This window comes from Nocardia sp. NPDC051052, from assembly GCF_044456045.1.
Classification (GTDB): Bacteria; Actinomycetota; Actinomycetes; order Mycobacteriales; family Mycobacteriaceae; genus Nocardia.
This window is the reverse complement of sequence record NZ_JBITFL010000024.1, coordinates 19,386-32,502: the sequence shown is the minus strand read 5'-3', so window position 1 is coordinate 32,502 and position 13,117 is coordinate 19,386. Positions and strand designations below refer to the sequence as shown.

At 63.8% G+C, this 13,117-nt stretch carries 12 protein-coding genes and 2 pseudogenes; 4 read left to right on the top strand and 10 right to left on the bottom strand.

Going from position 1 to position 13,117, the window contains the following annotated elements; all coding sequences use genetic code 11:
• Window positions 1–11: 11 nt before the first annotated feature.
• The 9 genes and pseudogenes from ACIBCN_RS43360 to ACIBCN_RS43320 all read right to left on the bottom strand — a co-directional run.
• On the bottom strand, window positions 12–764 hold the full coding sequence (locus ACIBCN_RS43360; protein ID WP_396998571.1) for an ABC transporter permease: 753 nt from the start codon (window positions 762–764) through the stop codon (window positions 12–14).
• Window positions 761–1,666 carry an ABC transporter ATP-binding protein gene (locus ACIBCN_RS43355; protein WP_396998570.1) on the bottom strand — a complete coding sequence of 302 codons (906 nt, stop codon included), beginning with the start codon at window positions 1,664–1,666 and terminating at the stop codon, window positions 761–763. The genes ACIBCN_RS43360 and ACIBCN_RS43355 overlap by 4 nt, the downstream gene beginning before the upstream one ends.
• Window positions 1,667–1,686: 20 nt before the next feature.
• Window positions 1,687–2,826: a serine hydrolase domain-containing protein gene (locus tag ACIBCN_RS43350; protein ID WP_396998569.1), complete on the bottom strand. Its 1,140-nt coding sequence runs from the start codon at window positions 2,824–2,826 to the stop codon at window positions 1,687–1,689.
• Between the two features lie 51 nt (window positions 2,827–2,877).
• Window positions 2,878–3,717: a pantoate--beta-alanine ligase gene (panC, locus tag ACIBCN_RS43345; RefSeq protein ID WP_396998567.1), complete on the bottom strand. Its 840-nt coding sequence runs from the start codon at window positions 3,715–3,717 to the stop codon at window positions 2,878–2,880.
• Between the two features lie 535 nt (window positions 3,718–4,252).
• A complete protein-coding gene (locus ACIBCN_RS43340) occupies window positions 4,253–4,549 on the bottom strand; it encodes a hypothetical protein (RefSeq protein ID WP_396998565.1) in 297 nt (98 codons plus the stop codon).
• 436 nt (window positions 4,550–4,985) lie between these two features.
• Window positions 4,986–7,313 carry an MMPL family transporter gene (locus ACIBCN_RS43335; protein WP_396998564.1) on the bottom strand — a complete coding sequence of 776 codons (2,328 nt, stop codon included), beginning with the start codon at window positions 7,311–7,313 and terminating at the stop codon, window positions 4,986–4,988.
• A gap of 290 nt (window positions 7,314–7,603) precedes the next feature.
• Window positions 7,604–8,113 (bottom strand): hypothetical protein, encoded by a 510-nt coding sequence (locus ACIBCN_RS43330; RefSeq protein WP_396998562.1) that lies wholly within the window; start codon window positions 8,111–8,113, stop codon window positions 7,604–7,606.
• 228 nt (window positions 8,114–8,341) lie between these two features.
• Window positions 8,342–8,782 (bottom strand): SRPBCC family protein, encoded by a 441-nt coding sequence (locus tag ACIBCN_RS43325; RefSeq protein WP_396998560.1) that lies wholly within the window; start codon window positions 8,780–8,782, stop codon window positions 8,342–8,344.
• Between the two features lie 310 nt (window positions 8,783–9,092).
• A pseudogene (locus ACIBCN_RS43320) lies at window positions 9,093–9,242 on the bottom strand (TetR family transcriptional regulator); the annotation flags it as partial.
• Between the two features lie 76 nt (window positions 9,243–9,318).
• On the opposite strand from ACIBCN_RS43320, the pseudogene ACIBCN_RS43315 reads away from it, so the two are divergent.
• From ACIBCN_RS43315 to ACIBCN_RS43300, 4 genes and pseudogenes are all read left to right on the top strand, one after another.
• A pseudogene (locus ACIBCN_RS43315) lies at window positions 9,319–9,450 on the top strand (antibiotic biosynthesis monooxygenase); the annotation flags it as partial.
• 12 nt (window positions 9,451–9,462) lie between these two features.
• Window positions 9,463–9,585 carry a hypothetical protein gene (locus ACIBCN_RS43310; RefSeq protein ID WP_396998558.1) on the top strand — a complete coding sequence of 41 codons (123 nt, stop codon included), beginning with the start codon at window positions 9,463–9,465 and terminating at the stop codon, window positions 9,583–9,585.
• 604 nt (window positions 9,586–10,189) lie between these two features.
• Window positions 10,190–10,354 carry a hypothetical protein gene (locus ACIBCN_RS43305; protein WP_396998556.1) on the top strand — a complete coding sequence of 55 codons (165 nt, stop codon included), beginning with the start codon at window positions 10,190–10,192 and terminating at the stop codon, window positions 10,352–10,354.
• Window positions 10,355–10,538: 184 nt separating this feature from the next.
• Window positions 10,539–10,925, top strand: coding sequence for a hypothetical protein (locus ACIBCN_RS43300; protein WP_396998555.1), 387 nt, complete (start codon window positions 10,539–10,541; stop codon window positions 10,923–10,925).
• A 239-nt stretch (window positions 10,926–11,164) separates the two neighbouring features.
• Here the strand turns inward: ACIBCN_RS43300 and glyS are convergent, their stop codons facing one another.
• The gene (glyS, locus tag ACIBCN_RS43295) at window positions 11,165–13,054 is read right to left on the bottom strand and encodes a glycine--tRNA ligase subunit beta (RefSeq protein ID WP_396998609.1); all 1,890 of its coding nucleotides are present in this window, start codon (window positions 13,052–13,054) and stop codon (window positions 11,165–11,167) included.
• Window positions 13,055–13,117: the final 63 nt, after the last annotated feature.

Below are 13,117 nucleotides of genomic sequence, written 5' to 3'. Positions count from 1 at the left end.
CGATTCCGGCCTCAGCGAATGGCGACGCGACGCTGGCTTCCCGGATCGAAGGCGAACGTCGCGATGATCGATAGGACGCTGGCCCAGCCGGTGAGCACGAGCAGGTTCGGCACGATGCTCACAAAGCCGCCATGCTGCGAGAGCACACTTTTCATCCCGTCCACCGCCCAGTACTGCGGGGTCAGCGGGGCAAGCGGACGATTCCAGGCGGGCATCAGCCGCACCGGTACGACAGCACCGCCCACCGCGCCCATGCCGAGTACCACCAGCTGGCACAGGTTTTGCATCGCCGAGACATTGCGAGTGAGCGAGATCAGCACCAACCCAAGGGCAATGGCGGTCCAGGCGATGGTCAGGATGAGCACCACCAGAGCGAGCAGTGATCCATTGACGCTGCCGCCGAACAGCACCCGTCCGGTGACGATCAACAGCGCCATCTGCGCCGACGAGAGAAGGAAGTACGGGATCGCGAGCTGGATCGCCATCATCCCCCTGGACAGGCCGCTGGTTTTCACCAAACTCCATGCCCCCGAGGCGTGTTCGCGGTAGTGCGAGGTACCCATGAACATCATCACGTAGAAGCCGAACATGATGGTGAAGCCTGGGACGGTCTGGTTTGCCCCAGCGCCGCCGGTGATTCCGGAGAAGGCGTCGCTGAGCAGGGCCTGCATCAGTAGTGGGGCGGCGAAGAGGAAGACGAACAGGGTGGGGTCCTGGCGCCAGGTTGCCAGTTCTTTTCGGATGAAGGCCCAGGTGATCGTCATAGCGCCTGCCCGATCACCTGTAGGAACGCGTTTTCCAGGGAGACCGGAACCGCTCGCACGTCCTTGATGGGGAGGTTGCTCTCATCGAGTAGCCGGACGATCGTGGGGAGGAGTTCCGCGTTGTGGGTGCCCACCCTAATTCGCCTGCCGTGCACGGTAATACCGTTCTCGGGCAGTGCGTCCTGCAGTAACGCCGCCACGGCCGCCGCTTCGTCGCTGACGATCTCGCAGTAGGGGCTGGCATGTTCCGCGACAAAGCTTTTCACGTCGGCGGTGACCAGGATCGAACCCGCGTCGAGTACACCGATTCGGTCGCAAAGGATTTCGGCTTCGTCCAGGTGATGGGTCGTGTAGAGAATCGTCGAGCCTTCGCCGCGTAGTTCTCTGAGTAGGTGGTGGATGGCGTGGCGGGAGTCGATGTCGACGCCGGTGCTCGGTTCATCGAGGACCATCAGCGGCGGCGAATGCACGATTCCCATGCCGATCGTCAGCCGGCGACGCTCACCGCCGGACAGGTTCGCGCCGCCGCGGTTCGCGATCCCGCTGAGACCCAGGCGCTCCATCACCTCAGCTGCCCTGCGTTGCGCGATGGCGCGAGGCATCCCGCGCACGATCGCGGCGAAGTGCAGGTTCTGCCATACCGTCATCGCCAGGTAGACCGTATTGTCTTGCGGCACATAGCCGATGCGGCGACGCAGGCGGCGGCCGTGCCTGCGCACGTCGGTGGCGAATACCTCCACCCGGCCCGCGGTCGGCTTGACGAGCCCGCAGATGATGTCGAGAGCCGTGGATTTTCCCGCGCCGTTGCGGCCGAGCAGACCGAAGATCTCGCCGCGACCGATCGCCAGGTCTACCCCGTTCAGGGCGATGACCGAGCCGTACGTCTTTCGTAAGCTCGCCACTCGGACAACCGGCTCATCGGCTAGATCCATGACGTGGCCTGGTGTCGCGCCACTATCGAGCGAACCTGATCTCGATAGTGGACCGCTCGCCCGTAGCACTGGGTCATCAGGATTACGCCCACGCCGCTGGGAATGTGGTGGAGGAAGCTGGTCGCGGCGCGTCCCAGCCACCCCACGGTCTGCGCGTGCGGATCCAACGCCGCCCAGGTCGGATCGCTACTCGGTACGTGGAGGCCGTAGGAGAAGCCGTAGCCAGGCCCGGGAATATAGTCGGGGCCGCCGCCGGCCAGCGGTCCGATCTGGTCGATGAAGAGTTGCCGAGTGATGGGGCCCAGCGCCGGGATGGCCAGTTGACCGTCGGGGTCGGGAGCTATCGCGCACAACAGCTTTGCGAAGTCGACGGCGGTGGAGTAGCCGCCTGATCCGGCCGACAACCAGGGCGGCCGCTGCCGGTGTGTCACCAGTCCGGGTGGGGTGACGAACGGTTCCGCGACACGATCCAGATCCGCGGTCCGAACACTGAATCCGGTGTCGCGCAAGCCAAGTGGGTGGCAGACCCGCTGATCGATGATCTCGTCGAGTGGCCGGTTGTCCGCTAGTTCGAGGATGCGGCCGAGGACGTCCATGGCCATGCCGTATTCCCACACGGTCCCCGGATCGATGGCGAGGGGCTGCCTCGCCATTTTCCGCACGACGTCGTCGAGGGTCGGCAGCTCGGCTTTGTGGTCGTACTTCTGCAGCTCAGCTCGCTCGTAGTACGGCTTGATGTTCCCCGAGGTGTGGTAGCCGCCGCCGATGCCCGCGGTCTGTCGCATCAAGTCCTCGACCAGAAGCGGACGGGTCGGTGGTCGCAGCGCGCCGCTGTCCTCGACACGGGTGTCGGTGAAGTACGGCAGCCAGCTGGTGACGGGATCCGCCAGTCGAAGCCGATTGTCGGCCACCATCAGCAACGTTGCCAGCGCGGTGAAGACCTTCGTCATGGAGTAGACGCGGAAGATGGCGTCGCCGGGCATCGGACGCGCGCTGTGCGGGTCGAGGGTGCCGACGGCCTGGAAGTCGATCAGCGACCCGTTGTCCGTGATCGCGAGGACCGCTCCCGGTATTCGGCGCGCTGCTACGTCGGCCGAGACCGCCTCCAGCAGTTCGGTCATCATGTCCATCGTCGCCTCCCGCGCCCCCCGACGCTGCACTTACCATCCAGCTCCCTGGAGCTAGACCTCCACGTTGTCGATCAGACGGGTACTCCCGACCCGGATGGCGGCCACCAGCCGGTTGCCCGCGGTAACTGCGGCGACCGGGTCCAGCGACTCGCTGTCGACCAGTGCCAAGTAATCGATCCGCTGCACACCTGCCTGGGTCAACGCCGCACGGCCCGCGTCGAGCACAGTGGCGACCGACCCGGTTTCCGCCCGCAGCTTCGTGGCGAGCTCCGACAAGATGCGGAACAGCGCTGCCGCGATCGGCCGCTCAGCCACGGCAAGGTAGGCATTTCTGGACGAGAGAGCCAGGCCGTCCACCTCCCGCACCGTCGGCACCGACCGGACCTCGAGCGGCAACCCGAGGTCGCGGACGACGGCCCGCAGCACCACCAACTGCTGAAAGTCCTTCTCCCCGAGATACACCGCGGTCGGCGCCAGCAGAATCAAGATCTTCGACATCTCGGTGGTGACTCCGGCGAAGTGAGTAGGCCTTCCCTCCCCACACAGCACGGCCGAAAGCCGCGGCACCGCTACGGTCAGCCCGAAACTCGGCGGGAACAACTCCGCCGCCGTCGGCAACCACGCGATATCCGCCTCCGCTTTCTCGCACAGGCCCAGATCGCGCTCCTCGTCCCGCGGGTAGGTGTCGAAGTCCTCATCCGGCCCGAACTGCAACGGATTCACAAAGATCGACGCCACCACCACGTCATCGCGCACCTTCGCCTCGCGAACCAGCGCAAGGTGCCCTTCATGCAGGGCACCCATCGTCGGCACATAGCCGATGCTCTTACCCTCCGCACGAGGTTCCGCCAGCGCGCGCTGTAACTCCGCGGTACTTCTGACAACGATCATCGCGTCGATTCCCTCAGCAGTACGACTCGCGGAAGCCGCCGTGGACGCAGGAAACCCGCCACGCTCGATTCATCCGCCGATCCTAACAAGGAGACTCGACCCGCATTCTCGAATTCGACCTACTCCGAACGGTTTTCGGGAAATTTCAGCAGTCACTACCCGGCCGATACCCGCCTCTATTGCGCACCCGTCGCCCACACCGCACGACCCGCGATCAGCCCTCCGTCACGACCGCGCCTAATCGCCCAACCTTCGCCGGGCGGTCGGCGGTCCCTCACTCCCCTATGCTCCCACGGAAGACACGCCGAAAAATCCCCCCGACCGGGTGTTACATCGAGAAGATTTCCATGGTCAGTGGTCGAATCGGTCCTAGGCGGCGCCGTCCCGACAGCACTACGTTGCCCACGTACTCCTGCACTATCCGACTCCGCTGGGCAAGCCGCTCCGCGATGTCGGATCCAAGCTGCCCGCCGAGCCAGCCGCGGATCCACGCTGGCGCTTCACTATTGGGCCGATTCGCCTTGTCGCTGCGGGGTTACCGTGCGCGAGTGCCATTCGGTGGAGCCGTGTGCAGGTCGCAGGCGCGGCAGCCCCAGCGTTTCCACTCGCCGAGCAGCAGATCGCGCGCCGCGGAATCCGTCGATATCCCGAAATACCAGAGCTGTTGTGGCACAGGAAAATCAGCCGATGCAGACAACCGAGTGGCGACCCGATTGCCGACACCCAGACAATCAGCCACCAGGTTGTTCAGATAGTCCGCAAACCCGCTGTGGCCCTTCGTACCCGCGCATCCGCCGATCCTCAGCAATCCGGCATCCACGAAGGTCCCCACGCACCCGACGCCTCCCAGCACTGCCGCGAACCGAAAACGCCGCACCGCCACCCTTACCGTTTGTCATGACGCTCCGGCCAGTCGACATCACTACGGCTCCGCTGTGGTCCATCACCGCGGTCGAGTTGCGACCCACATCGAGGAGCACCCGACAACCGGCGGCGTGACATCTTCTCTTCCGTCATACCAACTTCGACGCCACCAACCACGCGGCGGTTCCCACCGAACCGGTGACACCCCCGGACACTCCCCCCGCCTCCTCATCGCCGAAGGCTCATTGCGCAAGGCCGCACACCCACCGTCTAAGCCGGACACTGCGTGTACTGGATGTGCGGCTTAAACGATGGGTGTGCGGCTAGGTTCCGCCCCGATGCTCGGGCTTCGGCTGCCTTCGGGCGCACCGTGAAACCTGGTGGTATACGGGCGTATTCACAGATCAGCGATACCTCTCAAAGGCGCCTGGGGCCTTGTGTGAGGTATGGGGAGTTTGTGAGATCGGTGTATTCGTTGTTGATCGGGCGTCGCTGACCGCGGTGAGCTGTTCGGTGACCGGGTCGGTGATGGGGGTGGTTTTCACCAGGTCGACGACCTCGCCGCCGGGATGTTCGTGTTCGAGGATGGGTTCGCCGAGGCCGATCTTCTGCTGGATCTTGGTCATCCAGGCCGGTGCCCACCAGCAGTCGTCGCCGAGCAGTTTCATCGTGGCCGGCACGAGCAGCATGCGCAGAACGGTGGCGTCGATGAACAGTGCGGCGATCATGCCGTAAGCCATGTACTGCATCATCACCAGATCCGAGAACGCGAACGCGCCGGTCACCACGAGCAGGATCAGCGCGGCCGCGGTGATGATGCGTCCGGTGTGCGCGGTACCGACGCGCACCGCCTCGGTGGTCGAGGCGCCTTGGGCTCGTGCCTCGACAATCCTCGACAGCAGCAAGACCTCGTAGTCGATGGACAGGCCGTAGATGATCGCGATGATCAGCACCAATACCGGTGCCATAATCGGTTGCGGGGTGAAGTTGAGCAGGTCCGCGCCGTGCCCGTCGATGAAGATCCAGGTCAAAATCCCTAGCGTCGAACCCAATCCGAGCGCGCTCATCAAGGCAGCCTTGACCGGCAAGACCACGGAGCCGAAGGTCAGGAACATCAGCACGGCGGTGACGAACAGGACCAGGACAACCATCAACGGGATACGCACCAGCAGTGCGTCGATGCTGTCTTTCTGCATCGCGGGCAGCCCACCGACCAGCATGCTCACCCCCGCCGGCAACTCCAGGGACCGCAGGTAGTCGATCGTCTTGCCCGCGTCGTTGATGTCGACCACGCTCGCCTTGGTTCGGTAGACCTCTGGGCGATCGCTGGCGCGCGAGGGCACTTCGAAAGCAGTGGTCAGCCCGGGAGCCTGGTTGGCCTGTTTCCACACCGCCCCGACCGCGGTGCTGTCGCCTGCGACGAAAACCAGCTCGAGCGGGTCGGATCTGCGCAGCGGGAAGTAGGTGTCGATCTGTTCCTTGGCCTGGCGGACCTCGTCGCCCGGGGGCAAGTACTTCTCGCTGAGTCCACCGAAGAGCAGATGCTGCATCGGCAGGATCAGCACGACCAACCCGAGACAGAGAGAGACAGCGATCTTTATCGGGTGCTTCATTACCCAGACCGTCGTCCGGCCCCAGAACCCGTTCTCGATCTCCTGGGCGGTCTTGGTTTTGCGGAACCGTTTGAGCCCCAACGCATCCACTCGTTTACCGAGGACGGCCAGCAGCGCGGGCAGCACGGTGATCGAGGTGAGCGCGGCCAGCGCCGCCGTGGTGATCGCGCCGTAGGCCATGGTTTTGAGGAAGCCCTGCGGGAACAGCAGCATGCCGCCGAGGCTGGCGATGATCATCGTCGCGGAGAACACCACGGTGCGGCCCGCGGTCATCACCGAGCGACGGACCGCGGCGCGCGTGTCATAACCTTCGGCGATCTCTTCGCGGAACCTGCTCACGATGAACAGCCCGTAGTCGATCGCCAGACCCAGGCCGATCATCGTCACCACCGGGGAAACGAACGAGTTCACCTCGGTGAAGTTGGTAAAGATCCGCATGATGCCCAACGAACCGATCATCGTCAGGCCACCGACAGCCAAGGGCAATGCCGCGGCGACTACCCCACCGAAGATGAAGAACAGCAACAAACCCACCGCGGGCAGCGCGATGACTTCCATCCGGCGGATGTCGTCAGACATCCGATCGTTCAAAGTGCCCGCGATCGCTTGCACCCCGCTGACCTGCACATCCACCCCGGGAATGGCGAAAACATCTTTCACCTTGCGGTAATTGCGCACCATCTCGGTGTCGCTGTCACCACGAATGGCGACCAACGCGATCGCATGCTTGCGGTCCTTGGTCGCCGCGACCGAGCCGCTGGCCTTGCCGGTCTCGGTCCGCCAATACGCGGCGTTGATCCCGGCGATCTGGTCGGGATAGTCGCGCGGCAGGCTGTTGAGGTGATCGGTGACCTTGCGGGAGAACTCCGGATCATCGACGGTCTGGCCTTCTGGCGCGGTATAGAGCAGTGCTACGTCGACGTCATGGTTGCGGCCGAACGCCTCATCCGCCAGGCGCCCGGCTTGGGACGACTCCGATCCCGGATCGAACAGGCCACCGGAGCTGAGATGATCCTCCAACCCGAATCCATAAGCGCCCAAAGCCAACAGGCCGGCCACCGCGACACCGATGACCCCGAATCGCAGTCGATAAACTAGGTCGCCCCACCACGTAAACATCTAGGCCACCTCTGATCTGGACTCGCCCTCAGTCACCGGAGTGTGGAACACGCACGCACGCAACAGAAGTGAATCGGCGAGCAGTGTGGACGGGTCTGCCGTGCGCCGGACCGATCCCTTCGCTTGTCCAGCACCCGGTGCCATCATGGACCCTCCCGCTCGATGTGACTACGAATCAAACGTACCGACTCGTAACGACCTGCCTCCCCAGACAGTTCTTCAGGGCTAGCCGAGCCCTCGACGCGTACTTCCGCGCTAACGATCATCTCGAGCTAGGTTGTCTGCCAGCATCAGACGGACATCACCCGGCGACGGCGAAAACAGTAGGGGGAGAAGACCACAATGACGGCACCGCCTACACCTCCAGCGGACGACGACGAGCGTCGCATCTTCGGACACACCCGAGCGGAATTCTGGACGGTCGTCGGCAGCATCGCCGGTGTCCTGGGAGTGCTGGTCACCTTGATCTTCGGAATCGCGCAATGCTCGCCGGGTTCGAACACGACGGGCCAGACAACGCCGCCGCTGACGACGATCCCGAACGCGACACCGGCCGCTACCCAGTCCAGCACCGCCTCCTCGACCACCACGTCCGCGCCCACAACGCCGCCCGCGGAGAACGAACCGCCACCATATAGCGGCGGCAGCGTCGTGATACCCGACCTGAGCAGCCCGTGGGGCGTCTCGATTTTCGACTGGGGCGGGGGTTGGATCGACAACCCCGTGAGCGCAGCCACGATCGTCATCGATCCCGACGTCGGAATCTCCGCATCGAAAGGCGCGATCTTCGCGACGGTCACGACCCCGGGCTATTCAGCATGCGCCGCCGCGAACTACAACATCACGTCGCGAGCATGGACAGAGCTACCGACCGGGACAACCCTGTGCATCAGAACGGAGGACACGCGCGTTGGCCGAGTGCAGTTCTTCTGGAAGAAGGGCCGCGACACCGCCGCCGCCGCGATCCGCGTGATCGGCGTCATCTGGGAGCCCAAGCATCCGTAGCTCGGGTGGGTAAATTCGATCCGCTATTCCTCGATCCTTGCCTTCAACGCGCGGGCCATTCCGTCGCAGGCTTCTTTGACATCCTCGACAACCTGGCCGGAGAGAGGCACGAGCAATCCGCTGAAGGTTTCGTGCTGTGTCAGGAGAGTGCCGCCGTTCTCGTCCTCGGTCAGGAGGAAGCTGTGCGTGGCGTCCATCAGTCGCGGAAGACCGAACGACGAGATCCAGGCCAGTTCTCGTTCAGTCTGCACCGACGTCACGGTGCACCTGCTCGTCGCGGATCGACCACTGGGCAGACTCGCTTTGAGGACAACCTTGCTACCGAGTTCCACGGTGCCGTCCGCCTCGCGGTAATAGGGGTTCCAATCGCGGTAGCCGCGCAGATCGGTCAGTTCGTCCCACACCCGCCGGGCGGGACTGTTGATGACGACGGAAGTCGATAAAGACACGGTGAACACGCTCACGCCTGCAGATTACCTAGGTAGCCGTTGCGAAGCCTGGCCGTCAAACGCAAGCAGTTCCCGTCAGCCCGAGTTACCGCCACGACGAGTTCACCCCATCGACGAGCAACCACGCGGCACCGAGCCGACGACCAGCGCGTTTACGAGCCATTTCGGTACCAAGCTTCACCGGCTCAGCGGAGCACCACTGGAGGCGGGGCCGTCTGTGTCAGCAGGGGCATCGTGATGTCGTCGACGATCTGTTCGATGGTCTTGCCGGACACGGTTTCAGCGTCATCAGAACTTCATGACGAAACAGGTCGAAGGGCAGCGAGATCAGGTGGGGTTTCAGCATGGAGGCGTCGATTTCGCCTCGATCGCCGACCCGTTCGATGATGGATTCGGCGGCCGAGCGACGGCCGGCAAGTAGCCGCGCACGGAGCTGTTCGGGGTTCGACCCCCGTTCGGCGAAGCATCCGTCCAAAGTTGAGGCGGAGCACCGCCGAGCCAACCCGGCAGGAGAGAGCTAGGACCAGCCAGGACACCGTGGCCGTCCCCTCATCGAGATTCATGCGAACCCCGGACAGGAGCAGCAAGCCCGCGATTCGCTGCTGCACGCGATCCAGACCTCCGAGAAGCTGGGCCTCGTCAGCTCCACAGAGTACGAGGATCTCAACGACTCGGGTGCGTTCTACGCTGTCCAGGTGTGGCAGAACGAAGACGCTTTTCACGCCCACATGAAGGACGCCGCCGCAAGCGGGATGAACGAGGCGATCGACGTGCTGCGTGAGCACCCCAAGACCACGGTGCTGCGCACCATCGGCTGATCCGAGAATCGGACCTGACCTCAGCCTGCGCCGCACCGACGTATCCGTTGTCTCGCGTAGGCCGGCCCCCGACCGAATCCCTCCCCGCCCGACCGCCCCGCTGAGTATGAGCAAGTTGCTGACGCTTCGGTCCAACCTCGGCCCAGCAGGCGCCGCGGACCTGGAGGAAGCAGGGAGAGGAGTAGACGGCCGTGCGACATACGTGCAATAGATACCGGGCAACGAGGTCAATCATGAACCCATGCCCGTAGGAGGTACGAACGGAAAAATCCCCCCGACCAGTCGATATGTCGAGGGGCATTCTGTGGACCTGGCTGGACGGTATTCGAAACGGGCTGACCTGCGGAAACTCGAAGCTGCGCGTGCCAAGATCAACGCCGAACGGCTACCGGGAGCGTCAGGAGGACGGAAACGATCACGCAAGCCCCGGCCTCACACGCCACGGAACGTCGAGCGGCGACTCACCAGCACGACAATCGCAGAACTGATCGAGGCCTACCGCGACGGCGCCTCCACCGCACAACTCGCCACCCGATACCAGATATCCAAAACCGCGGTCCTCGCACTTCTCACCAAACGCAGCATCCCCCGACGACACCAGTCCATGACCACAACCGACACCGACCACGCCGAACGCCTCTACCTCGCCGGCCACTCACTCACCAGCTGCGCCACGCATACCGGCTTCCCCGCCAGCACCATCAAAGACGCCTTCCACAAGCGCGGCACACCCATGCGACCGGCAGGAGGACGCCACCACGGCCCGTGATGTCGCCTACTCCGGCGTGTCGACACGCCGGAGGATCAGCGAGTTACGCCGCGCAAGCAATCGGGCAGCAATCAGCGTGCCGTTGCTCCGCCCCGGGACAGGTTCAGTAGTGCGCTGTGGTGCACTGCGAACCTGCGTGTGTTCCACCGTCAGAGCAGCGGCAACGGCGATTCGGGGTATCCCCATGCTGCGGTTGCTGGCGGTGGTGGCTTGCGGCACCCGCACTGTGATCGACGCGATGTTCGGCACCTACGGTATCTCCGAACTTGCTTATACCCCAAAGCTTCTGGAGTGCTTGGGCGAGGGCATGCTGTTGTTGGCCGACCATAACTTCGCCGCCGCGGCGCTGATCGGGCAAATCGCCGAAACCAAGACCGAGCTGCTGATCCGCGACAAATCCAACCGGGTGATGCCGATGATCGAAGACTTGCCCGACGGGTCGTGGCTGGCGCTGAAGGGCCCGGTGGTGATACGGGTGATCGACGCCGAGATCGAAATCGCTCCAGCAGGCGGGCCTGCCCGCCGCGAACGTTACCCCGGTGATGGCCGCATCCCCTCTGGATCGTACTGATCGAGCGTATCGACGGGGCGGGGATCGGACGTGCGCCATGCGATCTCGAATTCGCCGACAACTTTGTACCACCGCTACGAATCTCCACGCGCGCGGGGAGCACCGCCGTTGATCTGGGGTTTGGGTCATGTCTAGCCGGATCATCCCCGCACAAACGGGAGCACGCTTCTTGACCTTGCTGTTCTCGTCGCACTCCGTGATTTTCGTTCGGTTTGCTTCCTCGAAGCCGTCGAACATGCTCAGGGCTTCGACGCCGTCGTGCCCAACAGGATATCGGTGCGGTCGGACCGCATGAGGTGCAAGGCTTTCCAATCAATTCTCGATGGTGCCACAGCCAGCACGGTCGCGAGCAGGCCAAGCCTGGGGGAGCGTATATCTGGCTCGTCGACCATGACGAGTACGTCGTCGAAGAAGACTCGCAGGGCTTCTGCCAGCGGTGTGGCAGTTTCGACCCATTCCGGCAGTGGTTGGTCTTGGGCCTGGTCGAGGCGGGCGATCACCTCGGTCAGCTGCTGCTCGGGTAGTTCGCTGAGTCGGGTCGTGTCGTAGTCGGCTGGTGTGTCTGATGGCAGGATCCGCACGATGCGCTGCAGCCTTCTACGAGCTCGGCGAACTGCGGGCCGTGGATGCTGCGAGCTTTGCTCGATCTCGTCTCTCAATCGGTCGGCATGCCGGGGGTTGTCCGCAGCGAGCCGGACTGCGTCGATGAGGGGGCTGGGTGTGTTCTCGTCGCGGAGACGCTGCTGGTAGCGGGTGGTCAGAAGTTCCTCGGCGGTGTCGAGGACTCTGTCGGGGACCTCGATTCCCTGATCTCGCAGTGCCTGGGCTGCGGCATTCAATCCGTCTCGGTAGGTGATTGTTTCGAGTTCGGGGTGTGCACGCAGGATTCGAACGATGCCGAGGGCGGCGCGACGCAGGCCGTAGGGATCTGAGGTTCCGGTGAGTTTGGCGCCGACGGCGAGCATTGCCACGAGGAGGTCGAACCGGTCGGCCAGTGCAAGCAGCGCCCCCGGCAGCGTCACCGGAATTTGGTCGGTGTGGTGTCGAGGCAGCTCGGTTTCGAGGAGTGCTTCGGCGACCGGGGTGGGCTCGCCTGCCTTGCGGGCGTATTCGCGTGCCATGGTGCCGGCGAGTGAGGTCATCTCGACGACCATTTGGGTGGCCAGGTCGAATTTCACCAACTCCCCCGCCCGTGCCAGCGTCGCGGAGTCTTTGGCGGACAAAGTGATTCGGTCCGTCAACTCACGACTACCGGTGGCGATACGGTTGGCGCGGTCGGCCATGGAGCCCAGGCGTTGCTCGAAGGTGAGTGTGGTGAGGCGTGCTCGGAATTCTTCGGGTGCGGTGTTTAGGTCGGTGTTCCAGAAGAAGGCGGCGTCTTCGAAGCGAGCGCGCAGCACCTTTTCGTTGCCGTCACGGACCACGTCGGGGTCGCAGGCACCGTTGGCGACCGTGGCGAACAGCGGCAGCAGTGTGCCGGTGTTGGTGCGGACGGGCAGGTAGCGCTGGTGCTTGCGCATGACGGTGGTGAGGATCTGTTCGGGCAGGTCGAGGTATTTCTGGTCGAACCGGCCCAGGATCGCGAACGGTATCTCGACCAGGTTGGTGATCTCGTCGATTAGTCCGGACTCGTTTTCGACGTCGATCACGCCTGCGTCCTCGCGCGCCAGTTCGGCCACGGCTTGGACAACTGTCTCGCGGCGCTCCGTGTGGTCGATGAGGATCCCTTCTACACGCAATTCCCGGTTGTAGTCGGCAGCGTGATCGATGGTGATCTCGGGGCGGTCGGATTGGCGATGGTTTCGGGTGATGCGTCCGGCTGTCAACGCTCCGGCGGTGACGGGCAGGACTGTGTCCTCGAGCAGGGCGAGCAACCATCGGATGGGTCGACTGAAGCTGAGACTCGGGTCGTTCCAGCGCATGTCCTTGTCCGAGCGCAGCCCGGCTACCAATTGCGAGAGCACGGCAGTCAGGATTTCCGGGGCATCCTCAACTCGGTGAACACGATGGAGCAGATCAGCTTCATCCGTACCGAATTCGGCTGCATCGTACTGCAATCCAGCGTCAATGTGTGAAACTTCCGCAACGCGAACTGTATTGCCGCGCTGATCGCCGAAATCAGCGAACAGTCGGCGTGAGGTTGCGCTGGCGGCGCGATGCCGGACCCGGTCGACGGGCCACCATCGTGCCGC

Coding starts and splice junctions, on each gene's coding strand:
- ACIBCN_RS43360 (WP_396998571.1), bottom strand. CDS start 764: ATGACGATCACCTGGGCCTTCATCCGAAAAGAACTGGCAACCTGGCGC.
- ACIBCN_RS43350 (WP_396998569.1), bottom strand. CDS start 2,826: ATGGACATGATGACCGAACTGCTGGAGGCGGTCTCGGCCGACGTAGCA.
- panC (WP_396998567.1), bottom strand. CDS start 3,717: ATGATCGTTGTCAGAAGTACCGCGGAGTTACAGCGCGCGCTGGCGGAA.
- ACIBCN_RS43335 (WP_396998564.1), bottom strand. CDS start 7,313: ATGTTTACGTGGTGGGGCGACCTAGTTTATCGACTGCGATTCGGGGTC.
- ACIBCN_RS43305 (WP_396998556.1), top strand. CDS start 10,190: ATGACCACAACCGACACCGACCACGCCGAACGCCTCTACCTCGCCGGC.
- ACIBCN_RS43300 (WP_396998555.1), top strand. CDS start 10,539: ATGCTGCGGTTGCTGGCGGTGGTGGCTTGCGGCACCCGCACTGTGATC.